This is a genomic window from Mesotoga prima MesG1.Ag.4.2 (genome assembly GCF_000147715.2).
Taxonomy (GTDB): Bacteria; Thermotogota; Thermotogae; order Petrotogales; family Kosmotogaceae; genus Mesotoga; species Mesotoga prima.
The window spans coordinates 2,948,208-2,974,229 of record NC_017934.1 but is presented as its reverse complement, the minus strand read 5'-3'; the positions used below and the strand labels follow the sequence as shown (position 1 = coordinate 2,974,229).

Below are 26,022 nucleotides of genomic sequence, written 5' to 3'. Positions count from 1 at the left end.
TACAATAAATCTTTCCGAAGCAATTACTACTATATCAGACTTAACACTCAGAAAAAATAGACAAATTTTGTGTTCCACTATAGAAAGGGGCAGATCATTTGTCTGCCCCTACATGTGAACGTTAAGAATTGGAAACTATTCTACTTTTATTGCCTGAACTGGACAGGAGTCTGCAGCATCCTGAGCACAAGCCGCTTCCGTCTCGGGAACAATAACCTCGGCCTTTCCATCATCATTCATTTTGAAAACCTCGGGACAGATTCCCTCGCAAACTCCACATCCAATACAAGTATCTTTGTCCACGTAAACCTTCAACGTTTACACCTCCACCAGAAAAATCATGTGAATTATATCATGCTCTTGCATTCTTCTACGATAATCTTGGCCATTTCAAGGCCAACCCTTTTCTGACCTTCAGTCGTGCTTGCTCCAACATGAGGAACACATATCACATTACCCAACCCGATCAATTTCCTTCTAAGTTCGTCAGAGGGGGGCTCTACTTCAAAAACATCCAGGGCAGCTCCGGAAACCTTTCCAGAAACTAACCCGTTATATAGGGCCTGCTCATCTATCGTTCCCCCTCGGCTTGTGTTAATGATGATAACGCCGTCTTTCATCGCTGAGATCTCTTTTTCACCAACAATGTGTTTCGTTTCGGCTGTTAAGGGAATGTGGAGCGAGATGACATCTGATTTATCGAATAGAGAATCCAGTGAAGAAACAAGTTCAATTTCCATCTCGGTTTCCTTCACAAATGGATCGTAAGCACAGACATTCATTCCAAAAGCAATAGCCCTCTTCGCGACTTCTCGGCCTATTGCCCCAAATCCTATAAGACCAATCGTCTTGCCGAATATCTCTGTACCTTTCAGTTCCTTCTTTTCCCACTTTCCTTCCTTGATGCCGTACGTACCTCTTGGAATGTGCCTTACAAGGCTGAGAAGCAAACCGAAAGTGAGTTCGGCCACCGAGATGGCGTTGGCTCCGGGTGTGTTTCTAACCATTATGTTGTGCCTTTTCGCAGCCTCAACGTCAACATTGTCCAGTCCAACTCCGGCCCTTGCAATCAACTTTAGCTTCTTTCCGGCATCGATCACCTCAGAGGTTACCTTCGTTGCACTTCTCACGACCAAGATCTCTATTTCGGGCATCTTCTTAAGCAACTCATCTTTATCTAGATGCTCAGCAGTTATCTCGAACAGCTTGCTGTCCTCAAGGATCTTCATTGCATCCTTGTCGAGAGGATCGTTAGCGTGTAGTCTAAGCATCAAGCGCCCTCCTTCTCGAAAATCTCCATAGCAACTCTTGCTCCGGTTCCGTACTCCACCTTGAATCCTAGCCTTCTGAGGACTTTCTCGAGAGATGTCAGGGCAATAATGACATCGTAGTCCGACATATACCCGAGGTGGGCTATCCTGAAGATATTTCCTTTCATCGAACCCTGTCCGCCGGCTATCGTTACTCCATATTCGTCTCTCATTATGGAGACTATTTTGCCTCCGTCGACACCTTCAGGCACCTTGACAGAAGTAAGCACATTTCCCGGCCTCTTGGAGAAAAGCTCCAACCCCATGGCTTTTATGGCTTCTCTCGTTGCCTTTCCCATTAGTTCGTGTCTCGCCCACACGTTTTCCATTCCTTCTTCGAGAAGCATTTTTACGGCAAGACTCTGCTGATAGATCAGGTTGACAGCTGGCGTCCATGGAATAGGATCCTTCAAGTATTTCTTCAGGTTGAAGTAAAAACTGGTAGAACTAACGTTCTTGGACTTTTCGATAGCTTCTTTACTGAACGATATGAAAGCCAGTCCAGGAGGTAGCATAAAACCCTTCTGAGAGCCAGATACAACTATATCAAGCCCCCAGTCATCGGTAAGCAAACGTTCGGCAACTAAACCACTAATGCCGTCTACTGCGATGAGTTTGCCCGCTTTCTTCACAACTTTACTTATGCCTTCGATATCCATTACTGTTCCAGTAGATGTTTCGCTAAGGGTTGTAAGAACAGCAACTGCATCGGGGTTTTCATCCAGGGCTCTTTCAACCATTTCCGGGGTGTAGAAGTCTCCATAATCTCTTTCAACCAAGACTATCTCCGCACCGAAAGTCTTCGCAAGTTCAACCCATCTCTCGCCAAACTTTCCAACGCTACAGACTATTAACTTCTCTCCGGGATTGACTATGTTTGCAACGGCCATTTCCATCGCTCCCGTACCGGAAGAAGCAAGGATAAAGAGATCGTTTCGTGTCCTGAAAACCTCCTTCGTCCCGTTTACCGCGTCTTCAAAAATCTTCTTGAACTGCGGAGTTCTGTGATGAATCGTATCCTTTGCACCCTCAAGCAGAACGTCGACAGGAACAGGCGTCGGGCCTGGAGCAAGTAAATAGTTCTTCTTGATCATCTTTGCCAATTGGGCCACCTCCAATCCAATCTGGTTTGTAATGGGTTTTTATACTCAACGCTACAACATAAAATTGACCACAAAAGATTGCTTATGAGGGGAACTGTGGCTCATCTATAGTTTAGAGCACTGCAGCCTCCCTGACAACGCCCTGTATTCTCAAATTAAGTCTTTAATTGCTCTTAAAAGCATTCCATCACTTTTTTGCTTGGTTTTGCTCCTCTATCAATCTTGTGATGCAATCTGCCACACTCCACGGACATTTCCTAAAACGACTGTATAAGAACGAGAAATTTCTGGCACTTCGAGTGTTAATATCAGACAAGCAAATAAAAAGCTTGAAGGGGTGAATTTTTTGAAGCATTTTGTCCTTCTGCTATTGATATTGCTTGTATCCGTTCCATCGTTTGGTTCTTCTGCAATTTTCCAAAAGTCTTGGGGAGTTCAGGGAACTAAGAATGGTCAATTCAGCGATCCGCAAGGGATTTTCGTTGACGGAAAGGATTTAGTCTACGTTGCTGACACTTTGAACCACAGAATTCAGGTATTCGACAAAAACGGCAAATACAAAACCTCATTTGGAAACTATGGCAGCGAAAACGGAGAGTTTCTCTTTCCTCACGATATAGTTGTAGATTCAAAGGGCTTCATCTACGTGGCGGATTCTCAGAATGGAAGAGTACAGAAGTTTTCAAGCAAGAACAAGTTTGTTAAATCTTGGGGAGGCAAGGGACCGGAACCCGGTCAGTTCGATGGACCGATGTATCTTGCAATCGACAGATCTGATCGTTTATACGTTGGTGATGCGTTCAATCAAAGAGTTCAGGTATTCGACAATGAAGGAACACTTATACTTACTGTGGGAGCGAAAGTCGGGATGTTTGATGCAATGAATCCCGGGAATCTTGCAACAGTATCTGGTCTCAATGTTGACAACAATGGATACATATACATCTCGGACGATATAGTGAGAAGAATTCAGAAGTATGATCCCGAGGGAAACTTTGTTGCTGAATGGGGCTCCGGTTATAGCGGAAAATGGGGGCAACCCGGAGGGTCAACAATCGATAGCTCTGGTAATCTTCACTACATAAATAAAATGAATAATATGGTTGTTGTTCTTGACCCGAAAGGCAGCTTCCTTTTCGAGTGGGGAGGTTCAGGAACAGCACACGGTTTGTTCACGAGACCGATTGACCTCTATTTCAGTGATGATGGCTCAGTGTTTGTGCTTGAGCAATCGGGCAACAGGATCCAGAGGTTCGGCATTTCTTACTGATGGAAGATTGAAGTAGAACAGATTCAACGTGAGAAAAGCGAGAAAATAAAGGAGGTTAGTTTTATGAAAAAGTTCACTATTCTATTGTTGTTGGTATTGTCGGTTTCAAGTATTGCTCTTGCGCAACGGCTATTGCCTCAGGACAGTGCAAGGTTCATAAGCATTGTCACAGAGGGAACTTTCAATAACTTTCCAGACAATTTGATCGGTGAATCATTTGAAGCGTTCTTTGAAATGCCCAGGTGGAAATATTCTAAAGAGGGAACCGAAAACATTGTCGAGTTCAGCGGCAACTATCTTGATGAAAATGGTGAAGCGGCAACGGTAAAGATGCGCTTCTCAGTCAAAGAAGAGGATTCAACCTTCATAATGAATTACTGGGAGATCAACGGTGTTCCTCAGGATAACAGTAATCAGTTCGCTTTCCTGGAAAAAATCTTCCTGCCGGAAAGAGCAGACGTCGCAATCTCAATAGTTAAGGACGGCTATTTTTACGATTATCCTGAAAAGATAATCGGTGAGTCTTTCAGCAACTATTTCTCAGATGGGAGCTGGGATTACTTCGTTACCGCCGACAATCAGGATGTCGTTGAGTACATCGGCTTTCTTTACGAGGAAGATGAAACTGTAGAAACGGTTTTCCAATTCACCGTGAACTTGGATGAACGTACTTTCGACATTGAGTATCTGGGAATAGACGATGTCTCTCAGGACGATGCAGCTATCGACTCGCTGCTTGCTTCGATAATGGACTCCAAGATCACCGAAGTCAAAAACTCCTATTTCGATGTTTACTACAACTGGATGACCCTGGGTGAAGCATTCGATGGCTTCTTCTACGAACCACATTGGGACTACTTCGTTTCAACTGACGATCTCCATATAGTTGAATTCTACGGAACATTTGACCTAGGAGGGATTCCCGCCGAAGTATATGCGCAATTTGAAGTTTATGAAGACGGTACCTTCGATCTTTACTACTGGGAGATAGACGAGCAATACGAAACTATAAACGCGTTTTATCTACTTCTAGAACTTATCTACTACTGATAAACAACAACAGAGGGCCCACAAGAGCCCTCTGTTTTTTTGTGTAAGTTTTGAGGTAAAGCAGTATCGATTGATCCAGGATGTATGCGCTTTCCTTTGCAAACACCATTTCCCTCAATCAGCAGAACTTCCAAAAATCATGCAAGCTTCCGAAAGGTTCAGGTGAGAATTTCGTTTACGGAAGCAATCTACGGATCCGTCAAGGTGAGAAGGAGGTTTATATGAGAAGGATAGATTTGTTCTTGCGTTGATACTGCCGGTGCTCTGATTTCCGGAATATTGGTTTTTGGGAGATCCTCGGATATTTCTCGCAGAGATCTTGACCTTTCTACATTTTCTGAGATCAGCCCAATATTCACCACTACAGCCCTATCGAGATTCAACGTCAAGTCAAATAATCCCGCTCATGTTACAATTTGAGGTTCATTTTTCGATTTACAGCCCTTGAGACTTTGGTCTACCGGCAACCACATGGCTCTTTATTCTTCGGTGCAGGCATTTACTTGCGAGCTGAAAGTACTTCCCCACACAAGGAAAATAAGACGGCTGGCCTAGAATCGGCCGGACCACCCGTAGTAGCTCTCGATGAACTCGGAACATATGAGGCAAGGGCTATGACCTTTCCCGACTAAACAGGTGGCAGAACGATTCTCACCAGGCCGGGATGCATCTCGCTTGGAGCGAACTGACATCCGAGTTATGCAAAGACTCTCCGCAAGGTGTTCGCAAAATTTCGGGCGTTGAACCGATAGGAATACTTGGAACAACAAATGACGAGCTTGAAGAACGAAAGGTCATGACGGCGAAAAAGCATATGTTGCAGTAGAAGGGAACGTTTACCACGTGATCGAGCTTGCTCTTTGGAGAAACGGTTATCATCAGGGTCAACCCCATGGTGCCGGACGAGAACTGACTAGAGACATTCTCGCAGACTCTCCACATGGAACCGCCGAAGTCGAGAAGGATATTTGGTAGGTCTGCTTGTCTTCACTCGAGAGCAACTCTCAAGATTCAACGGCATTGAAGAACCCAGGCGGCTGGTTTCTCACAACGGCGCAATATTCGATGTTACGGATCTAGAATCCTGGGAAATCGATTCTGGGGTAGACATAGGTGCAAACGCCACAGCTTCTGAAATAGAATTGCTAGAAACACCGGTCAAAATTGGCTACCCTGTCATTGATGAATAGAACCCATGAGAAGGGGTTCTATCTGAACCATCCTGTGTTTCAATCTTAAATGTTGGTTTGCTTATCGCGCAATTGTCGGATGAAAGGCAAATTACTGTGTTGTTGTGGGCATGAGCAAACTAAGAATTCGCGAGAAAGAGTTCTTCAATAATAAGCGGGGCTCAGAAGTATCAGTTCTTCCTGTAGTGGCCATGTCACAGTTGGGCCGCGCGAATTTACTTTCCAAAACATGAAGGAACTCATCGATTATTCTTAGATAAGCCAGTTTGGACTCTCCTGACCTCGTACTCATTAAGAGTGTAGTCCTTCCCGCCGACTTCCATTGTTATGCTATGTGGAAAAGGATTTTGAAGAATCGTGTTAGATTCGCCCTTAATAACTCTTCCAGGCCCACTTGCTTTTCTTTCTATTCCGGCTTCAATAAGAAGAGTTTGGAAAGACACGATTTCAGGAACTGTGCTCAAGTAATACATGTTCGCTCTCTTTATTAGAGCAGGATGATTAGTAAAAGGCCCATTTAGATAGACGGCAAGTACCTCACAATCTTCGCTCGGGAGAATTTTCTCTACGACAAAGGAGCCATTGAAAACATGGTCGGCAAAAGATATCTCTACTTTCGTCTCAATTCCTCCTGCATCAACGACTCTAAGACCCATTAGTTCAGTGATAAAACTTTCTTCGGTCTTCCTGATGAAATTGCGCCCATCTTTTTGATCCGTAAGAGCCGTGAAGAAAATATCCCCTTTAAACTTCCTCAGCTCTTCGACGAAGCATCGTTCAAGTTTGAAACTTGAAGGAACGAAAGCCAGTAAATACCCTTCCAATGAATCGCCGGGAAAAACGAAATCCACGTTATAACCAAGACTTCTAACTGACTTATAGACCGGCAAAATTCCGTCTATCAACAAATCGAATTTGTTGTTCAAATTGTCCGTATCATTTATCCAAAAATTCTCATAGTCAATGTAAATCGCCGCTTCTCTTTGTGGAACAACAACACTCCAGTCTGTTAATTTTTCTATAGCTTTTGAAAAAGCTTGTGCACGTTCAGTGGGTTCACCATCATAGTCGATTAATCCAGTATGAAATTGCTCTGAACCAAAAGGCAGTTGCCTGAATCTGAAGATCAGCGATCCGAATGCACCGTGTGCAAAAGACTGCTTTACCCAAAATGACAGCTGACTGCTTTCGTATGAAGGATTCACAGCGCGCCAGTTAACCCTTCCTGGCTGTTGTTCCATGACAAGAAAGGGCTGTTTCTTGAGGGAGCGCATCAGATCATGGTTGAGAGCTTGAAGATCTGGATCGTAATCCCCTACAATGTAGTTGTCCCATGATACGAAGTCGATAGAGTCTGAAAGCTTCTTATAGTCTATCTCCGTAAAGTTCACCATAAGATTGTGGGTTATAGGTGCTTCGCTCTTTCTCATGATGATCTCCCTCTGCAGATTATGATAGTCTATCGCAGAATCAGAGGAAAATCTCCTATAATCTAGTACCAGGGAAGGGTTTGGCGAAGTAAGAGTCCTTCTCGGCGGTTCTATCTCTTCCCAGTCATTGAAAATCTGACTCCAAAAAACCGTTCCCCAAGCCTTGTTAAGCTTATCGATTGAACCATACTTTTTCTTCAGCCAATCCCTGAACGCAACCGCACAATTCTCGCAAAAGCAGACTGTAGAATTGTGACATCCAAATTCATTATCAATTTGCCATGCAACTATCCTCGGATCGTTACCAAAGTGATCGGCAAAAGCCTCGACTATTCTTGATGTCTCCTCACGATAGATCTTCGAGTTGAAACAGTAATGCCTTCTACTGCCACTTGCTATGACGAGTCCGTTGACATCCTTCTGAAGTATCTCAGGGAACTCTTTCGTTAGCCAGGGTGGAGGTGTACAGGTAGGAGTTCCCATAATCACTTTTATTCCTTCTGAATTGAGAAGATCAACCGCTTCATCGAGAACGGAAAAATCAATTTCGCCTCGTTTTCTCTCGACTACGCTCCAGGAGAATTCTCCTATCCGTACTACGTTGATCCCGATTTCTCCCATTGTTCTTACGTCTTTTTTCCAACGCTCACGAGGCCAGTGCTCTGGATAATAAGCCGCTCCAAACCAATTCATCCCTTAACACTCCCCACTGTAAGTCCTTCTATGAAGTACCTCTGGAAAAGAAGAAATACTACCAGAGGGACGACTGCTGCAATTATAGACCCGGCAGCCATAACATTCCAGCTCGTAATCCACTGACCCTGAAGATTTACAAGACCTAAGGTAACAGGCTTGAATCTGTCGCTTTGTATCAGTATTAGAGACCAAAGATAGTCGTTCCATATCCATGTGAACTCGAGAATTCCCAAAGCTGCCATAGCAGGTACTACGAGAGGCAAAACGATTCTTCTGTATATCAAGAAGTGACCGGCTCCGTCAATCATCGCAGCGTCGAATATACTTGCAGGAATTGTCTTCATGAAGTTCCTCAAAAAGAAAGTGCAGAAACCAAGCTGAAATGCAATATGAAAGAGAATAACACCGATATAGCTATCGTAGATTCCGAAAGAGATCGACATACGATATACCGGTATTAACAGCATCTGAAACGGAATAAGCATGCCGCCCACAAAAATCATCAAAATAGTTTTGGAAAGTCTGAAATCGTACCATGCCAATGCAAATGCGCCCAGACTGGAAAGAAACAGCGCGCCAAGAACGGAAGGCACCGTAATTATAAATGTATTCATAAAGTATCTGCCCATATTGGCGTCCTGCCAAGCAGTTGCGTAATTCTCGAATCTTAGTTCTTTTGGTGGTTCCCACCATCTTCTTCCCATCATGAGTTCATCCATGCTCTTCACTGAAGTAAACATCGTTATGACAAAAGGCATTAGCCAGACTAGCACCAGGAGGGTGGCGAATATGTAGAAAAGGGTCCTCTTCATTCGCTTCCGACCTCCTTTTTCAACACATTCCGCATATATACCACAATGAATACCAGAGTAATCAAGAACTGAATAGTTGCAATTGATGATCCGTAGCCCATCCTGTAATTGTTGAATGCCTTAATGTACATGTAGTTCGCCATCACAGATGATGAGTAGAAAGGTCCGCCGCGTGTCAGAACATAGACAATATCGAAAGCTCTGAGAGAATCGATAACGCTTACCGTAACGGCCACAACGGTCGCGGGCTTGAGCATCGGAAGCACGACGTTCCAGAATCTCTTCCAAGGACCAGCGCCATCAACCGTGGCAGCTTCAACTAGTTCCCTCGGAACTCCCTTAAGCCCGGCAAGAAAAAGAACCATAGCGTAAGAAATCTGCCTCCAAGACGCTGCCATTATCAGAGAGTAGGTTACTACCGAGGGGTCGCTCAACCACGAAACACCTTTGAATCCCAGCAACGCCAAAAAACTGTTCAAAACGCCGCTTCTTGGCTCGAGAATCCAGGACCAGATCTGTCCAATGACAACGAACGAAAGGGTCATAGGAAGATAGACAAGTGTCTTGTAAAGCTTGTTTCCCCGAAAGTTCTGGTCTAGAAGAAGAGCAATCCCCAGGCCCGCAGGTACGCATACCACCGCAAATCCAATCAGCCACTTAATATTGTTGATCAAGGAAACAATGAAATATGGGTCTCTGAACAATTCTCTGAAGTTGTCCAGGCCAATAATATCTTTGGACATCGAGACCCCGTCCCAGCTGGTGAAGCTGAGAAGAAGCGTACTGATCAATGGATATATGACCCATATAGAATACATCGTAAGAGGAAGGGCAAGGAAAGCCCATGGAACCCATCTCTTGCTTCTCATTATTTCCTCCAAATGAAGGGTGGGTCCTGCCGACCCACCCTGTACAGAAAGCCTTATTTGTAGATTCTGTTTCGTTCGGCTTCGAGATTCTTTAGAATCGTATCGAGTCTGGAAGGGAAGGTCATGAATTCCACAAAGCCGTTCATACCTGCATTAGCCATTTCTGGATCGGTATCCCGATCGTAGAACTGCATTACTCCGTCAGATGAAAGTATCATTTCCAGGCCTTTCTTAGCATGGTCGTCCGGTGCGGGAACATGCTTATTGGCAGCCAATCTTCCAAGTTCCGTGGCAAAGTATTCTTGCGCTTCCTTCGAAGCGATGAATTTGAGGAATGTCTTGCCTGCCTCTTTGTTCTTGGCATTTGCCGGCATCATGAAGCCGTCGATTGGTGTGTCTTCGTAAAGACCAAGATTACCATCAATAATAGGGAACCTGAAGAAGTCAAGATCATCCTTCACATCAGGTGGAGCAACATCCTTTATGAACTGCCCCATCAGGTACATGCCTGCTTCTCCTGTGAAGAGATAGGTGGCAGCTTCCTGCCATGTGTAGGATGTTGCATCCTCAATGAAATAACCGTTTTCTACAAGCTGTTTCCAGTACTCGAAAACCGCCTTCATCCCATCGTCAGTATATGGGATTTCTCCGTTTGTCAGCTTTAGAGCGTAATCGATTCCGTTAACTCTCATGTTCAGGTAATCAAAGACCCCGGCGGCAGTCCATAGATACTTTGTCCCAATGGTTATAGGGATCATGTCATTTGCCTTCAATGTCTCACAGACGTCCAGAAATTGCTTCCAAGTCAGGGGTACGGTGATCCCTAGTTCTTCGAAAACGGATTTTCTATAGTACACACCCCACCAGTACCATGATTGAGGTAGGAAATAAATACGATCTTCGTAACTAGAAGCGCTAACAAATGCCTTTGGGAAATCTGCTTCAAATCCATTCTCAAAGATATCACCAATTGGTTCGAGAAGATCCTTGCTGGCAAAATATCTCATTCTTTCACCAGCAAACCAGGTGACAACGTCAGGCGGATTGGATGAAGTAAGCCATGTTCTGAGAAGCACTTTGAAATCCTCATGTGCAAACGTGTTCACGGTTACCTCAAAGTCCGGGTACATTGATTCGAACTGTTGTACAAGTTCCTCAAAAACTCTCTTCGGTTCCGGGTCAGACATATAGGAATTCACAACCAGTTGTTGAATCCCTAAGCCTACCAGAGCCACCGAAACGAACAGAATGACCAACAAAACTCTTTTCACTTTCGCCACCTCCTGTTTACGCGCTCTTGCGTCGTATGAATTCCGGTGTAAAGACCATTTTTCTTACCTCGTCTCCCAATATTGTCTTGAAAGCTTCTTTCACCATGCTACGAATCGGAATTCTTAAAGTTGTTATGCCAGCAATTTCGGCCATATAAACATCGTCATAGCCAATAACCTTAACTTCACTTCCTAGTTCTACTCCCCTTTCTTCCAATGCCTTCATCACTCCCAGAGCCATCATGTCGTTGTAGCAAAAGAAAGCCTGAGGAAGTCTCTGCATTTCACTAACAGTTGCACAAGATGCCTTCCAATCAACCTCACAATATATCACTCTGTCTTCAGGCACATGTCCAAAACCTCTCATAAACCCTTCCATTCTTCCTCTTGTAGTAAACTTGCGAGGATTCCCCATCATCATTACAACATCGCTAATTCCAACACTCTTGAGATAAGCTCCTGCCTTCGCCGCACCTGTGATTTCATCGATGGAAACCTCCGAAATTTCGTCGTTTTCGAAATGAACGCCGAAGGAAACTACTTCTGTTCCCGAATTAATCACATCAATTAAGTGAGAGCTCTCATATCCCTCAGGAGCTACCAGGATTGCATCAACCTTTATGTCCAGAAGCGACTTTATAGCCTTTCTCTCCTGATTAAGCTTCTTGCTTGTGTCTGAAACAATAATGGCCATATTGTTCTCTTCAGCAAGGTCTTCGAGATCTCCAACCACCTGTGAATAGAATGGGTTCCTGATATCGGAGACCACTATCCCAATTCTGCCAGTCTTTCCACCCCTGAGAATTCTCGCATCTTTGTGAGGCTCATAGCCCAGCTCACTTATTGCTCTTAGGACTCTATTTCTGGTTTCATCGCGTACCGAATCCTTAGAGTTGATCACTCTAGATACTGTCATCATGGATGTGCCGGCTTTTTTTGCTACTTCTCGCAAGGTGGCCCTTTTCACAAACGATCCTCCTCTGCTTGTTAACGTTAACAGTTAACGTTAACATTATACATCCGATTATTCGGTTGATTAAACCCGTATACTCCTGATCCGGATGAAAGAGGAGGAATCTGGATCGAATGAAGGCGATTTTCTTTCTTAGATGCAAAAAAACGACGTGAGCGATGATTTTTCATTGGCGTTAGGAAGAAATCTGGACTTTCTTGATGAATTGATTTTTTATGAAAGAAGCAGGATTTCCGCAGTTTTAGCTTTCAGTGCTCCATGCCTTAATTTCTTGAGTTTCTTGCTTGTTCACCTTGAAAGCCTGGTGAGTCTGAGCGAAGGCAGTTGTCGATATGGCAAATTCCTAAGATAATCTCGAGAGACGATCCAGAAGATCGTTTGGATGCCTGAAGGCGAACCGATTATCAGACCAAGCTAACCCTCTGCACGGTCCGAGCATGATAGAAGCGAATCGTTGCTGTCTTTGAACAAGAAAGGATCAGAGAAGTTGTTGGAAATCTTCCGTAAAGCTGCTGATTTACAAGAAGAGTTTGTATCCATGAGAGATTCTTTCTCTTTGAGTCAACTCCATACAAGTATTTTGGATAGTTGGGGTTGCAGTGTGCCAAGAAGGCGAAGAAGGAAACTTCAAGCCATGCTTAATTGAAGATGAGGGAGGGCCCCTCGAAGCCGCCATGCAGGTGGAGGCTTCAAACCACCGTAAGCTGCTGTGGTAAAGAGCCATGGTAGTGAACGTTACGGGAAAAGGCGGGACAGTGATCCCGTCAGGTGAGTACCAGAGGAGACGAATACAAGTGAACCACCGTGAACGTGTCGTAACAACTACTAGTGTCATCTAAACCGGGAGGTGCAACTATCCCGGGATAAGTCTGGAGGAAACCTGCTTACTGTCCAGATGGTGACCGGCATATAGGTGGCGTGACCCTGGTACAGGCTTTGATTAGGAACTTGGGAACCTGGATCTGGATGTTAAGGGAAAAGCCGCAAGTGGAAGAACCCACGAGGGTGAAAGTACCGATGCCAGATTCAGGGGCGGAACAGTCCGTAGTAGTGATGAAGCTCCTGTAATGGGAGTGGAGCAAAGGGACTGTGTTATCCAGTTTTGTTGGTTAGTCAACCAACTCTGTGCAGACAACCGAAAGGGAGGAACTGTGAACAGAGACAAGGAAGGAGCCAGCAGACAAGATGAGGTCGTATGAAATCCCCAAGAAAGTAGTACTGGAAGCATTCAAGAAAGTGAAAGAGAACAGAGGGGCAGAAGGAATAGACGAGGTAAGCCTGGAAGAGTTCGAAGCCGATCTTGACAACAATCTCTACAAGATTTGGAATCGAATGACCTCGGGCAGTTACTTTCCACCTCCAGTAAAAGCTATAGAGATAGAAAAGAAGAGTGGAGGAAAGAGAGTACTGGGAATCCCCACAGTGGGGGACAGAGTAGCCCAGATGGTAGCCAAAATCTATCTCAATCCCCTGGTAGATCCATACTTCCATAAGGACTCCTACGGATACAGGGAGGGAAAGTCAGCGATAGATGCCCTTGAAGTAACGAGGCAGAGATGCTGGCGGTATGACTGGGTACTGGAATTCGACATTAAAGGACTGTTCGACAACATAGACCATGAACTACTAATGAGGGCAGTCAAGAAACATGTGAAGATTCCATGGCTAATACTCTACATAGAGAGATGGCTGAAAGCACCCTTTATGCAAGCGAATGGAAGAGTCGAAGAGAGGAGCAAGGGAACGCCACAGGGAGGGGTAATAAGCCCTGTACTGGCTAACCTCTTCATGCATTACGCCTTCGACAAGTGGATGGAGAGAACTCATCCGGATAAGCCCTTTGCCAGATACGCGGATGATGGAGTGATACACTGTAGAACTCTGGAGGAAGCCAGGCTTCTTCTTGAAAGTCTGAAAGAAAGAATGGAAGAATGCAAACTGGAGCTTCATCCAGAGAAGACCCGTATTGTCTACTGCAAAGACGATAAAAGGAAGGACGAGTATCCAAACACAAGCTTTGACTTTCTAGGATACACCTTCAGAGTCCGTAGCTGCAAAGACAGAAATGGGAGAATCTTCTACGGCTTCAATCCTGCAGTGAGTGAACAGGCAAAGAAGGCGATGAGACAGAAGATCCGGAGAATGAGACTTCAAACCAAGTCATACCTGAGTATTGAAGAACTCTCAGAAAGAATCAACCCGGTAATAAGAGGTTGGATAAACTACTATGGACACTTTCGCAAATTTGAGATGTATACAGTACTGAGTCGGCTACACAAAGCCTTAGTTCAGTGGGTAAGAAACAAATACAAGAAAAGGAGAGGTCGTACAAAAGCGGGTAAATGGCTAGAAGCTCTTGCTCGCAGGGAGCCTCATCTATTTGTACACTGGACGATGGGGATATTCTATTCGGCTGGATAATGGGAGCCGGATGAATCGAGAGATTCAAGTCCGGTTCTGAGAGAGCCTGGGGGTGAAATCCCCCTGGGCTACTCACCGATTTCCTTGCGTAATGGCCAGAGCTGTAGTCCAGGGGACCTTCAAAGTTTGGGTTGCAGGATAATTTGCTATTTGAATAGGGGGAGCACAGGGATAAAGAAAACTGTCCCACCAGGACTTGAGCTTCTCTTGGCATCGACTCTTGTTTATGCCGTAGGGCAGCAGTTCAGAGGAAACAGGAACGGTCTCGGCCTATCTCTTCAAGAGTGCCCGGGTTTTGTTGATGAAGATGAAGTCAAAGTGAGTGAGTTGTTTCCAAATGAAGGGCAGACGCTTTGGCATTGGCTGAGTGACGGCAATCTCAGGAGGATGAATCGCCCGACAAAGACAAGGGTCATCAAAGAAACTTCGCCAATCGCTGAGGCTGGAGTTCAGTTTCGAAAAGGAGGGCGAAGCCCCTCTTCTTCTATATCAGGTAGCGCAAGTACTGATTGATATTCCCGGGGAAGTGATTTCATGTTCTAACCCCATGTAAATGATTTGCATCAACTTATTCCTAGGCGAAAAATGAATCAAAATCGCATAACCAAATGCTACGAAGATCGTCCCCACTGGCAGGATGAAGATCATTAGATTGGTGTATGAACCAATCCTTGCATGGTATTCTGCAGATGGATTCAAGAACCAGTATGGATAGAAATCGCTTAATGCATTGCGACCGACAGACACGGCTGCGTATCCAAAATGATGAAGAAGTTGCAACAGGGGGTAGAAAAACTTATGGGAGCATCTCTCCTAAATTAGCACCCAGTTTATGATTCCACCGAGTGGAGTAACACAGTGAACGAGAGTGTCTGCAATTAGAGCTACTCCCTTCGGCTGATGTAACCGGATAGGAGGAGAGGGTAAATACGCATGTAACGGTTATCCAGAGAACTGAGTCACCGTTTACGATTCGCAATACTTAACCGACTTTGTGTGATTTCCAGCCTTTCCAGTCAGATACAATATTCAGAAAGGTAACTATCGAAACGATCAGGTTAGTCTGCAATGTGTAATAATTGAATTTGGCAAAAGCCTCAGAAGGCCTTCTGGAAAGTAATAGCTGCAGAACGACTCCCAAAACGGTAACGAATAATAAGACAGACCTGAAATTTGCTTTTTACACTCTTCTTCAATACAGGCCCACCATGTTCGGAGTGCGATTTTCTGGTACGGTTTTTCCTGATTTACATTATTCTAAGCCAGGTGGGCGTTCAGAATACGATCTCTTTCTTCCTGAACCAACGCTTCACAAATGATTGCGACTTTCGATCGAAAAGATTTAGACGAAACAGCATTTGAACATAGATATTTCGTTCATTAGATTGAGTCTCGCTTATGATCTTATTTTTTGAAATTAAGAAGTATAAGGTAGATGTTACAGAATTTTCAAAGGAGGAGACCAATAAATTTATTCGATCTGATCTCACAAAAACTCAATGATGAAGATACATCTTCAGAACTCGCGAAATCTGTTGGAACTACTCCAGATAAGGTAAAGAAGGTAGCTCAGCTGGGACTGCGGCTGGTGTGAAAGTAGTACCTGTTAATCTCTATTGCAACGTGCCTGAATAAACTCATTTAGTGACATTAATGATGTCAGGTCTGTCAGAAAGATCTACGAGCGAAATCCCGCGACCTACTGTACATGTAGATTAGAATTCTTCATGATGAATCCAAGAAGCAAGCTGTTAAGCACATCCGGCTTCTCAAATATTGTCACATGACCGCTATCAGGAATAATTGCGAACTCGGACTTCTGGATTCTATCCGCTATGGTCTTGGAGAACTTTTTGGGCTTAAGTATATCCTCTTCCCCACATACTACAAGTGTCCGACAGCTAATTCTTTCAAGAAGGTCGGTCATGCAAACGTCCCCTAAGAAAGTTTCGTATAGGGCAATCTGCCCTTCAAAGTAATCGGAACTGGCTTTTTCAAGGGCCATCGCTCTCTCTTCGAGCATCTTCAAGTTCTTTCTAATGAATGAATCACCATAGATTGTCGGTACCATGTTCCAGAAGAACTTCCTCGGATCTCCAGCTTTCGCTGCATCCTTCCAGCCTCCAACAAAAAGCTTGAGAACTTCGTCGAGCTCACTTACCGAATCGATGATCGAAATCGATTTAACGGCTTCTGGAAAATCTATTGCAAATCTGAGGGCCACTTCTCCACCGTATGAAGTGCCTATCAAATGCACCTTTTCGATTCCCAGTTCCTTCATGAGAAGTCTTGCCTCTTCCGCATGTTCTTTGAATGTGTATGGACCTTCGGGTTTTTCCGAGAGAAGCTGCCCCTTGAAGTCGTGTAGAAGAACCCTGTAGCCAAATCTCTCAAACACACGTGACTGAAGCGACCAGCTGTTCACTGAAGCCATGACTCCGTTGAAAAAGGCGACGGTTTCTTCTCCCTCTTCATTGCCTCTTATCTCATAATAAAGCTTAACTCCATTGATTGTTTTATAAGCCATTTTATTCTCCTTTCGAAATTCTGCCGTTTAGTGACATGCCATGAAATGTGGGATTGCGACATTGCTGATCAAAATGCCGATCACCAAATGAACTGATTGCTTCGCGAAAGAAATCCCTGAGACCATTTAAACAATTATCTAGAATGGGCCTTTCTTCATCGGTAGCAACAGCAAAGTACTTAGCCATCTGAATATCTATAGAGAGCGAATTCTAAGGAAAACTCTCTACTCTTGCAGGGTGAGGCCTACTCACAAGGTAAAACGTCTCTTCTATCGTGTCATCCATCAGCCAACGTTTCTGATCGCCCAGGATAAGCAAGATTGCGTTCCCATAATGTGCCACCGCTCTTCCTCCAAGTCCTTCCGAAAGCTTTTTGTAGTGGTCGATCATTTCATCATCATTCAGAACCTTAGAACTCTGTCTCTTTATCTTTACTCTGGGCTGAAGTTCGGAATCTGAGCCTTCGATGTGAAGACCGGAATCACAGGCAAATACAGGTCTATAGGAAAAACGAAAGTAAATTTCCGCCTTTGCTCGTGAATTGTCCAGCGGATTTGATCCTGTCTCTTCGAGAACTGGAAGATGCTCAAAAGAAGATAAATCCTTTAACTGCAGCTCCAATTCGAAAAGCATCTTCTTCATGCTCATCTCTTTAGCCAGATTTCGTGTGCCGTAGGTTATTTCTAATGATGCATCACCTTGATATCATTGTATTTCTTCTTATGATAACACTCTCTCCCCTCTCAGTTCCAACCTCCAGATTAGGCGTCGTTAAATCGCTCTCCACATACTGCAAGTCTTTGGATGGGATTTTCTGTTTGTGAGATTACTGGAGCCCTCAAAAGATTCGATCAGAGCCGACAAGTCGCCTAATCCGCAGCACAGATCTTTCTGGTGACGATATGCTACTATCTAGTTAATCTTACTACGGGAGCTCTAAATGGAGAATCTGCTAGTTGCTACGGGTCTTGCATTAGATGCATTCGCCGTTTCGATTTGTACAGGAATATCTCTTCCTGGCGTGACAGGAAGGCATGTTTTCAGGGTATCTTTCCATTTCGGGTTCTTCCAGTTTGGTATGCCGCTCATTGGATTCTTGCTTGCAGCAGGCTTCAGAGATTTCATTGTGGATTTTGATCACTGGATAGCATTCATTCTGCTAGCAATAATTGGAGGGAGAATGCTCTACGAGTCTTTTGAAAACCAGGGAGAGGAAATTTGCAAGGATCAAACCAAAGGGCTGACTCTGATCTCTCTCTCAGTCGCCACATCGATAGATGCATTAGCCGTAGGTAGTGCCTATGAGTTTGTAGAAAAACCAGTTATAGAGACTGCTAAAATGACTGGGGTGATCACCGCTTCGCTTTCGGCAATCGGAGTAAGTGGAGGTCAAAGGATCAGCCAGAAAATGGGCAGAGCTATGGAGGCAGTGGGGGGAACAGTGCTGATAGCAATCGGCACCAAGATACTTCTGGAGCATCTGTTCTAGGTCTCTTTGAAAGCCCTCTCAATAGTGCCAGCCAACTGACTGCCGCTCTCCAAAAGCTTCGGCTCTACCTCTTTGATATCCTGCTTAATTTGAAGTCCTTTTAGGTTCTTTGAACCCAACACTTTTGCTCCCGCCTTTTCAACTTCTTTTCTGAACCTCTCGAGAGCTTTAACATTGCTCTCACCGGCTCCAACTCCCACAAGATAGACATGCTTACCTTTCAGATCTCCATTCCTTACGAATGTATTCATCTGAGGTGAAGGATGCCACGCAAAAATCGGAGTGAAAAGAACAATCAAGTCGAAACTTCTTACATCGGGCAGCGGCTCTTTCAAAGCGCTTCCTAAACCCAGAAGAGCGGAGAACCCAGAAACAGATTTCCTGGGTTTTAGATCCTCGAGTTTAAAGAGCTTTGCACCGCAAGAACCTGCAAAACTTTCTGCGATAGCTCTGGTAGAACCCGATCTACTGTAATACACTGCGGCAAATTCCATTCTGATGAGCCTCCTTCTACACTAACAACCGGCCGTTAGAAACAACATGGTCGATGCTAAGATCTCTGTGAAGAAAAACAATACTGGCGATGCCGCCCTTCTTCAGTGTTCCTATCCCATTTTCTGCAAGATGGAAGAATCTGGCAGGATTAATCGTGAAGGGTCTGAGAGCCTCATCAATTGGAAGTCCTTCTTCACTTATAAGCTTTATGAAGCTTTTCATAAGAGTGTCGACCGGTGCTGGTTTTATTCCCACGAGGTTCTTCTCGCTATCGAACTTCGGAAGTGAACCAAGCCCGTCAGATGATACGCAAATTCTGTCGAATCTGATCTTTCTTCTGTAAATATCGCTTAGAACCAGGTGTGTGTTATCCTCATTTGCAGTTATGTCTATATAGCCACCCTTGCTGCTCACCCAGTCAATGCCCTGAGAAAGGAGCTCTTCAGTACGACAGATATGAGTTGGAATCAACTGAGTTGGACTGAGGGTACCATCTGAAGTAGCTTCATAAAGAGGCTTCAACTTCTCCTGACCATCTCCAAGATGTAGAACAACAACTCCTGCCTTGCCTGAGAGCATTCCGGCAACTCGAGCATCCATTGCAAATCTCTGCAATTCTTTGGCGCTCAGATTACTGCTTCTATGATCGGAGATCGCGACTTCTCCAACGCCAATGATTTCCGGTATCAGGACTATGTCCCTCATGATGTCTCCGGTAATCGTCTTTAACGGATACCTGTATGAACCGGTAAGCATGAACGCGTTCAGTCCATCGTTTTGAACGTCTCTGGCCTTTGCAAGGAGAGATATGTGATCTCTCGTAATACCGTCTGTACCTAATAGGCCGATTACGGTAGTAGTACCGACTTCGAGAAACTGCTTCGAGCTACCTTCTGGGGTTCTAGTCGAAAAGCCTCCTTCTCCCCCTCCACCGATAAGATGGACGTGGCCATCAACAAATCCGGGAACTGCGTATGCATCGGAAAGATCAAGAACTCTTCCATTCAATGAAACTATTGCAGACTCATCAATTCGCTCATCTATCTCTAAGATCCTTTCACCCGAAACAAGAATATCCTTTTTTCCAAGAGGCTTCGGTGTGAATACTTCAACGTTCTTGAACAGCGTGATCATTTATTCCTCCTTTTCGGTTCTATAGGATTCAACTGCCTCCATTGCCAGATCTCGCATATAGTAGTAGTCCTCAAAAGATCTAATAGCAATGATATCTGGCATGAAAGCCGGTGATGTATCGGAAGTTGTTCTCCAGTAAGTGCTTGAACAACTTACAGATATTCCGGAGTTGGGTAAGACGAATCTCTTCACTTCACCATAATGCCTCGGACTGCCTCCCGTTGGTTCTCCCACAAAGATCGCATTTGTGCGCTTTTTCAGAGAAATGGCATTGAGAACTGCCGAAGAGAAAGTTCCACGATCGATTAGAACGAAGAGCTTGCCCGTTCTGTTCAGCCTCCAATCTATCATCATTCTTAGGATGAAGGGTTCCAGAATGGCTGAGCTACCTCCTCCGTTTCCTCTAAGATCAATAACTAATTTGTCTACTGCATTGGTCCATGTAAAAAGAAACATTTCGAAGTTGAAAAAAATGAACGGATTTCCTTTTTCTGAGCCACATGACGCGTAATGGAAATGCAGTATCTTTGAGTCAGGGTAATACTGATACCAGTACTTCCTTCCAATGTAAGTTCTGTCGATTTCTTCTATTCTCTTCTGAACCCACTGGAATCCAGTATTCTGAGGCTCAACGAGTACTTCATTGACAACTCCGTTGTTTTCCACCTTAAGAACCAGATTTCCGTCTTTGTCGGCAAGTCCAAGACCCATCATGATCTCGGGTTTGTTCAAATAGTCAGAGTGAGAATTCATGAAACCCCATTCGTTGTCGTGAGACACAACTCTTCTAAGGGCTTTCAAAGCATCATCAACTTTCATGCCGGATATTTCGAGGACTTTCGAATTAAGAAGTCTCTGTTCACTCTCCGATGTAGCAATTATGTAGAGACCGTCACTGAACCAGTAAGTATATATCGGATAGAGCGTGGAACTTCCTTGAGGATAGACAACCGTATGTCCATCTCCAATCGATGCAACGATTTCCGTCAGTCTTGTGTAAATTTCGTACCATGACAACTCTTCAAGACTTTGCTCAAGGGCTTCAATCGAAGTTTGAAAGACCCCCCGATCTATCCTGAAGAAGGGATTGGGATGAATGCTGATCAGCCTTTCTTCAAGATACTCGATATCCTCTATCCAGTCTTCGGAAGAGAGATCAGCGAGATTCTGTACTGAAAATGTGGCTGTCCACATGATCAAAATGATACCTATAAACTGGATTCGCTTCATCTTCACCATCCTTTCAAGTTTCGATGAGATTGTACCATCGACTGAAGTTCTATCGGTACCAGCAAAGATGAATTTTACTATCGAACTATGGAGCGGAGATTCTGTATAATCCTAATATGAAGCTTCGGTAGCGGTCAGCTTTGCATAATGTTCAGTGAGGGCGAACGGAAAGGGGAGTATTGCGTTTTTTACATAGGAGGATTGGATCATGTTTCTTTTGTGGACAGCTTTGGGCTTTCTTTCCGGATCAATAATGTACTCAAAAATCCTCTATGAGAAAACTACCGGTAAGAGAATATCGGAAATCGCCGACGGCAATCCCGGCTCATCAAATGTAATTAGAGGCGCAGGTATTATTCTGGGGTTGATTGCGATGGCACTTGACTATTCTAAGGGGTATTTTCCTGTATTGCTAGCGTGCTCTATTGGGGATATTTCAGGCCTAGGACTTGTCCCTGTCGCGATTTCGCCCGTCTTGGGACACGCCTTTTCCCCATTCCTGGGAATGAAAGGAGGAAAGGCAGTCGCGGTTTCTTTCGGTATTTGGTCAGGATTGACCTTGTGGGTCGGGCCGACGATAATCGGTGTGTTAATGTTGTTTTTTACGTTTATTCTGGTACCCAGCACAGATGGTTGGAAGGTCATTCTAAGCATGTTTGGCCTTCTTGCACTTCTACTTGTTCAAAGAAATTTGGTTCTTACCCTGACATGGATACTCAATACTTCTCTACTTGCCTTCAAGCACAGAGATCAGTTGGTCTTTCCAATAAAGCTAAAGTTTTTTGGAGGGAAGTGAGATGGGCTTTCTTCAATCTCAGTCTATCTCGATTTCTGTCTTTCTCGGAATCATGCTAGTAATTACTCTTTCAAATCTTTTCGTGATTAAGAGAATGAGTCGCTTAAAGAAAGCCATTCCTGGACCAATGGTTTCCATTTTGATCCCCGCCAGAAATGAGGAGAAGAATATCTTTGCATGTGTTACGTCTCTCCTTAACCAGGACTACAGCAATATCGAGGTAATAGTGCTTGAAGACTGCTCTTCCGACAGGACGATGGAAATCCTGCAATCACTGGCAAAGAATTCCGACAATTTAAGAATAATCAAAGGGAAGGCGTTGCCCAAGGGTTGGCTTGGTAAACACTGGGCATGCAATCAACTTTCAATGGAAGCAAAGGGGGAGATCCTCTTTTTTACAGATGCGGATACTGTGCACTCGCCGTCGACTGTCTCCTTTGCAGTCAAAGCAATGCAGATAGAAGATCTGGATTTGCTTTCGGCGGTAGTCAAAGAAAGAACCGATACCTTGGGAGAATTGTTGACGGTGCCCTTCATGGTGCACAGCATATTGTCGATTTTCCCCTTGGCCTTAGCCTACAGAACCAAGTTTCAAGCACTTTCTGTCACCTGTGGGCAATTCATGATGTTCAGGAAGAAGTCATATTGTTCTATTGGTGGACATGAGTCCGTAAGAGACCATGGAGTAGATGACCTTTCTCTTGGAAAGCTGATTAAGAAGGCAGGAATGAAGTGGAGGCTTTACAATGCCTCAGACCTTGTTGAGTGCAAAATGTATGAGAGTTTCAAAGATGCTTGTGTGGGTTTTCTCAAGAACTACTTCGCCCTATTCGAATATCGCTTGATTCCGGCGATTTTTGTTTGGACATGGATACTTACGATAAACCTTTTCCCTTTGGTAATGTTAATTCTATTCATTTCCGGTGCGGTTACTTCACCTACAATTGGCATTTCCTCAACGGTTAGCGTGTTGTTTTCAATAATCTTCTGGTTTCTCGCAAGTGCGAAGTTCGGTCTTTCGCCTTTAGTTGTCGTTTTATATCCGCTTATCGCAACGATCTCATCTATCATTGGTTATCTATCGATTATCTTTCACTTCTTTGGATGTACGAAATGGAAAGGTAGGGCCCTTGTAAAGAAGAAATCACGATTTATTTAGTGAAACAGATCGGTACGGCCCAACAATAATGTAAAATGTTAACGCACGACAAAACTGTTTGGGGAAGGTTTCTCTTGAAGCATTGGAAATTCTGGTTGGTTTTTGCTTGCGTCATTGCCTATGTGTTTTTAATCGAACCTAACATTTTGACGGTTGAGAGGCTTACTTTTTCCGATGACCCCTCAGTGAAGATCGCCTTTTTTGCCGATATTCATATATGGACGAAAAAGCCGCTCCACGATCGTATTCTCGAGAAGTTCGCGGATGAGGGAGTCGATTTGATTCTTTTTGGCGGAGATGTTCTGGCTCCGTACACGGATATGGAATACATGGAGAGCTTTCTATCCGAACTTACAGCAATTGCGCCTGTATACGCAGTTTATGGCAACTGGGAAGAGTCGGAAACGACTACGATGCAGAAAGTGTATGAGGAAGCAGGAATAAATGTTGTTCATGCAAACTCAGCTAAAATTCAGATCTCAGATAAGAAACTGGGACTAACGGGAACTCCTTCACATCACTACTTCTCATGGACAAAGTTTCTTCCGGAAGATGACTACGATCTCAAGATACTGATGGTTCACGCTCCAAATCTTCTTGAAGAACGCGAAGACGTTTTGAAGGATTTTGACCTCGTTCTTGCTGGGCATACTCACGGCGGTCAGTTCTACATCCCCTGGTTAACTGAAGCCATTCTTAAGAGCACAAGACGCTTCAGCGGAGATTTCTTCAGAGGTCTCTATCAGATCAATGGGACAAAGGTCTTTGTAACTCGAGGAGTTGGCGGCTGGTTTCCTGGCAGACTCGCAAGTCTACCGGAACTTGTCTTCATTGAGTTCTAGTAGTGTCAGCTCCAATAAATCTTTCTTATCCGTATTTCTGCCGACTTTGATCTTTAATCAAATCCCCAAAGCGGCTTCGAATCTATTAACGGCCGTGATATAATCAATCAAATTTCCATTCTCCTGTTGGAGGCTATTATGTTTTTTGCGATAATACCTGCTGTTGTTTTCGGCTGGGCTTTGGGTGCGAATGACGCTGCAAACGTATATGGAACAGCGGTTACTTCAGGTCTCGTAAAATACCGCGTCGCGGTGGTGCTCTCTGCTATTTTCATAGTTATTGGTGCGCTCCTGGAGGGTTCCAGGGGACTGGAAACAATCTCCAGTGTTAGCAGTCAGACACTTCTAACTGCTTCTGTAAGCACAATTGGAGCTGCTCTTTCAATGACAATAATGACATATCTGGGAATCCCTTCCTCTTCCTCCCAAGCAATGATGGGGGCAATTCTGGGGATAGGGATCCTAAACTCAACAGTTGACTGGTCGGTTCTAACTAAAGTAGTCATCTGCTGGATAGTCACCCCTATAGGGGCAGCCATTGGTTCATTCTTTCTCTACAAGTTATCTGCGATTCTATTCAGAAGAATAAAGACAATACAGGCTCAGGATCTTTCACTTAAGATTGGAGCACTGATTATAGGTGCGTACGGCTCATATGCTCTTGGTGCAAACAACGTCGCTAACGTCACCGGCCCGTTAGCAGGCATAATTCCCTACGAAACCGCCGCGCTAGTCGGTGGACTAAGTATTGCCCTTGGCGTCCTGACATTCAGCAAGAGAGTTATGCTCACTGTCGGAAAGCAGATTACGTTGCTCGATCATTTCTCCGCTGTGATAGCCGTGCTTTCCCAAGCGATAACTGTGTGGGTTTTTGCTGTAATAGGAGTTCCAGTTTCAACTTCTCAGGCAATAGTTGGTGCAGTAATTGGTGCAGGCCTTGCAAGAGGTTCCAGCGACATTAACTTCAAGATCCTACGAAATATCGCTCTAGGATGGTTACAAACTCCGTTGATCGCCGGATTCGTATCCCTTGGGCTTTATTTGATTGTCAATGCCGTTAAGGGGCTCTTCTAACTAGACTCTTCTTTTTAGAACGATGATTTCCATACGGTCGGAGCAATCCTCCGAATAATTAGCTATATCACCAATCGAAAGAACCAGTTCCCGCAGCTGCCTCTTCTCGGCAAGTGTGAGATCCATTTCAAAGATCCTTTTTATAAGTGCCCGCTCGTGGCTGTCCTCAACGTTCTCGAGACGTTCCGTTTCTTTTATCATCTCCTCGGCTACACTCAACTCCTGAAAGAGGTTTAGGGCTGCCTCCTTCGATACTTCATATGTTTTAATTGCCAGCTGAGCCTGTTTTAGCAGATCATTCCTGAGCTCTGGAGGTACCGAGAGATGTTGCAGTATTATCTGGTCAACAACATTTTCCGCTTCATTAGCCACCTTATCGAACGTTTCTGCAAGGCCGAGAAAATCTCCACGAAAATTGGGGAGGAAGGCCCCTTGATACATGGAATTTTCCATCTCGCGCCTCTTTGCATCTGCAGCCGATTCCATTTTTCTTACCTCTTCCGCGTAAATCTCTATCGACATAGAATCCTCACTCTCAATGGCAAGAAAGACCTTTTCAAGGTTCTCCAGAGTCTTTGAGATGAAATCCAGGTGCTCGTGGAAAAGTTGAATAATCGCCACTTCTTTCTTACCAAAAAACATTAGTGGTCCACCTCCGGGCTTCAAGATACTTGCAAATCCACTAGAGTCTCTGTTTTCCCTCACTTCATCACACCCTAAGAACTTGATTTTCTGTGCAACGCTTGACAAACTCTAGTAGATTCTATTATTTATATATTATGCCACTTTTATCCCAGAGTTATCCGGGGTAACTTGATAAGATGATGATGTTTGATCAGTGATGATTGTTAATAAGTATGAGAAGTAGCACTTTATCCAT

24 protein-coding genes are annotated in these 26,022 nt (G+C 44.4%); 10 read left to right on the top strand and 14 right to left on the bottom strand.

Annotated features, from left to right (window positions below; all coding sequences use genetic code 11):
• Window positions 1-135 precede the first annotated feature (135 nt).
• From THEBA_RS13675 to THEBA_RS13665, 3 genes are read right to left on the bottom strand one after another with little or no spacing between them, the layout of a single operon-like run.
• Complete coding sequence (locus THEBA_RS13675) at window positions 136-315, bottom strand: ferredoxin (RefSeq protein WP_006487411.1); 180 nt, start codon at window positions 313-315, stop codon at window positions 136-138.
• 32 nt (window positions 316-347) lie between these two features.
• On the bottom strand, window positions 348-1,271 hold the full coding sequence (locus tag THEBA_RS13670; RefSeq protein WP_014732021.1) for a hydroxyacid dehydrogenase: 924 nt from the start codon (window positions 1,269-1,271) through the stop codon (window positions 348-350).
• On the bottom strand, window positions 1,271-2,413 hold the full coding sequence (locus tag THEBA_RS13665) for a pyridoxal-phosphate-dependent aminotransferase family protein (RefSeq protein ID WP_014732020.1): 1,143 nt from the start codon (window positions 2,411-2,413) through the stop codon (window positions 1,271-1,273). Before THEBA_RS13665 ends, THEBA_RS13670 begins: the two co-directional genes overlap by 1 nt.
• A 346-nt stretch (window positions 2,414-2,759) precedes the next feature.
• Here THEBA_RS13665 and THEBA_RS13660 point away from each other — a divergent pair, with 346 nt between their 5' ends.
• The 3 genes from THEBA_RS13660 (at window position 2,760) to THEBA_RS13645 (ending at window position 5,923) form a co-directional block, all read left to right on the top strand.
• Complete coding sequence (locus tag THEBA_RS13660) at window positions 2,760-3,683, top strand: NHL repeat-containing protein (RefSeq protein WP_014732019.1); 924 nt, start codon at window positions 2,760-2,762, stop codon at window positions 3,681-3,683.
• 63 nt (window positions 3,684-3,746) lie between these two features.
• Window positions 3,747-4,733 carry a hypothetical protein gene (locus THEBA_RS13655; protein ID WP_014732018.1) on the top strand — a complete coding sequence of 329 codons (987 nt, stop codon included), beginning with the start codon at window positions 3,747-3,749 and terminating at the stop codon, window positions 4,731-4,733.
• A gap of 968 nt (window positions 4,734-5,701) precedes the next feature.
• A complete protein-coding gene (locus tag THEBA_RS13645) occupies window positions 5,702-5,923 on the top strand; it encodes a cytochrome b5-like heme/steroid binding domain-containing protein (RefSeq protein WP_041928364.1) in 222 nt (73 codons plus the stop codon).
• Between the two features lie 239 nt (window positions 5,924-6,162).
• Here the strand turns inward: THEBA_RS13645 and THEBA_RS13640 are convergent, their stop codons facing one another.
• Genes THEBA_RS13640 through THEBA_RS13620 form a run of 5 tightly spaced genes read right to left on the bottom strand, consistent with a single transcriptional unit; the run spans window position 6,163 to window position 11,968 of the window.
• Window positions 6,163-8,046, bottom strand: coding sequence for a beta-galactosidase (locus THEBA_RS13640; protein WP_014732017.1), 1,884 nt, complete (start codon window positions 8,044-8,046; stop codon window positions 6,163-6,165).
• On the bottom strand, window positions 8,043-8,861 hold the full coding sequence (locus THEBA_RS13635; RefSeq protein WP_014732016.1) for a carbohydrate ABC transporter permease: 819 nt from the start codon (window positions 8,859-8,861) through the stop codon (window positions 8,043-8,045). Before THEBA_RS13635 ends, THEBA_RS13640 begins: the two co-directional genes overlap by 4 nt.
• Complete coding sequence (locus tag THEBA_RS13630) at window positions 8,858-9,730, bottom strand: carbohydrate ABC transporter permease (protein WP_014732015.1); 873 nt, start codon at window positions 9,728-9,730, stop codon at window positions 8,858-8,860. Before THEBA_RS13630 ends, THEBA_RS13635 begins: the two co-directional genes overlap by 4 nt.
• Window positions 9,731-9,783: 53 nt before the next feature.
• A complete protein-coding gene (locus THEBA_RS13625) occupies window positions 9,784-11,001 on the bottom strand; it encodes an ABC transporter substrate-binding protein (protein WP_014732014.1) in 1,218 nt (405 codons plus the stop codon).
• A 16-nt stretch (window positions 11,002-11,017) separates the two neighbouring features.
• Window positions 11,018-11,968: a LacI family DNA-binding transcriptional regulator gene (locus THEBA_RS13620; protein WP_014732013.1), complete on the bottom strand. Its 951-nt coding sequence runs from the start codon at window positions 11,966-11,968 to the stop codon at window positions 11,018-11,020.
• Window positions 11,969-13,159: 1,191 nt separating this feature from the next.
• Between THEBA_RS13620 and ltrA the strand changes: the two genes are divergently transcribed.
• The gene (gene ltrA / locus THEBA_RS13610) at window positions 13,160-14,395 is read left to right on the top strand and encodes a group II intron reverse transcriptase/maturase (RefSeq protein ID WP_014732012.1); all 1,236 of its coding nucleotides are present in this window, start codon (window positions 13,160-13,162) and stop codon (window positions 14,393-14,395) included.
• A 150-nt stretch (window positions 14,396-14,545) separates the two neighbouring features.
• Window positions 14,546-14,908, top strand: a complete 363-nt coding sequence (locus THEBA_RS13605; protein WP_041928360.1) for a hypothetical protein — start codon at window positions 14,546-14,548, stop codon at window positions 14,906-14,908.
• A 1,186-nt stretch (window positions 14,909-16,094) separates the two neighbouring features.
• On the opposite strand, the gene THEBA_RS13600 is transcribed toward THEBA_RS13605, so the two are convergent.
• Both THEBA_RS13600 and THEBA_RS13595 read right to left on the bottom strand, forming a co-directional pair.
• Window positions 16,095-16,922 (bottom strand): alpha/beta fold hydrolase, encoded by an 828-nt coding sequence (locus THEBA_RS13600; RefSeq protein WP_014732011.1) that lies wholly within the window; start codon window positions 16,920-16,922, stop codon window positions 16,095-16,097.
• Window positions 16,923-17,133: 211 nt separating this feature from the next.
• On the bottom strand, window positions 17,134-17,604 hold the full coding sequence (locus THEBA_RS13595; RefSeq protein WP_269078301.1) for a non-canonical purine NTP pyrophosphatase: 471 nt from the start codon (window positions 17,602-17,604) through the stop codon (window positions 17,134-17,136).
• A gap of 259 nt (window positions 17,605-17,863) precedes the next feature.
• Between THEBA_RS13595 and THEBA_RS13590 the strand changes: the two genes are divergently transcribed.
• Entirely contained in the window at window positions 17,864-18,412 is a 549-nt protein-coding gene (locus THEBA_RS13590; protein ID WP_014732010.1) for a manganese efflux pump MntP, read from the top strand.
• Here THEBA_RS13590 and THEBA_RS13585 read toward each other — a convergent pair.
• The 3 genes from THEBA_RS13585 to THEBA_RS13575 are packed head-to-tail and all read right to left on the bottom strand — an operon-like array spanning window position 18,409 to window position 21,271.
• Window positions 18,409-18,906 (bottom strand): flavodoxin family protein, encoded by a 498-nt coding sequence (locus THEBA_RS13585; protein ID WP_014732009.1) that lies wholly within the window; start codon window positions 18,904-18,906, stop codon window positions 18,409-18,411. The two genes, THEBA_RS13590 and THEBA_RS13585, sit on opposite strands and share 4 nt — an antisense overlap.
• A 16-nt stretch (window positions 18,907-18,922) precedes the next feature.
• Window positions 18,923-20,041 carry a beta-aspartyl-peptidase gene (gene iadA / locus THEBA_RS13580; RefSeq protein ID WP_014732008.1) on the bottom strand — a complete coding sequence of 373 codons (1,119 nt, stop codon included), beginning with the start codon at window positions 20,039-20,041 and terminating at the stop codon, window positions 18,923-18,925.
• Entirely contained in the window at window positions 20,042-21,271 is a 1,230-nt protein-coding gene (locus THEBA_RS13575) for a S41 family peptidase (protein ID WP_014732007.1), read from the bottom strand.
• A gap of 208 nt (window positions 21,272-21,479) precedes the next feature.
• Here THEBA_RS13575 and THEBA_RS13570 point away from each other — a divergent pair, with 208 nt between their 5' ends.
• The 4 genes from THEBA_RS13570 (at window position 21,480) to THEBA_RS13555 (ending at window position 25,142) form a co-directional block, all read left to right on the top strand.
• On the top strand, window positions 21,480-22,067 hold the full coding sequence (locus THEBA_RS13570) for a glycerol-3-phosphate acyltransferase (RefSeq protein ID WP_014732006.1): 588 nt from the start codon (window positions 21,480-21,482) through the stop codon (window positions 22,065-22,067).
• Window position 22,068: 1 nt separating this feature from the next.
• The gene (locus THEBA_RS13565) at window positions 22,069-23,226 is read left to right on the top strand and encodes a glycosyltransferase (RefSeq protein WP_014732005.1); all 1,158 of its coding nucleotides are present in this window, start codon (window positions 22,069-22,071) and stop codon (window positions 23,224-23,226) included.
• Between the two features lie 74 nt (window positions 23,227-23,300).
• Window positions 23,301-24,068: a metallophosphoesterase gene (locus THEBA_RS13560; protein ID WP_236609176.1), complete on the top strand. Its 768-nt coding sequence runs from the start codon at window positions 23,301-23,303 to the stop codon at window positions 24,066-24,068.
• Between the two features lie 138 nt (window positions 24,069-24,206).
• On the top strand, window positions 24,207-25,142 hold the full coding sequence (locus THEBA_RS13555; protein WP_014732003.1) for an inorganic phosphate transporter: 936 nt from the start codon (window positions 24,207-24,209) through the stop codon (window positions 25,140-25,142).
• On the opposite strand, the gene THEBA_RS13550 is transcribed toward THEBA_RS13555, so the two are convergent.
• Entirely contained in the window at window positions 25,143-25,784 is a 642-nt protein-coding gene (locus THEBA_RS13550) for a TIGR00153 family protein (RefSeq protein WP_014732002.1), read from the bottom strand.
• Window positions 25,785-26,022 lie beyond the last annotated feature (238 nt).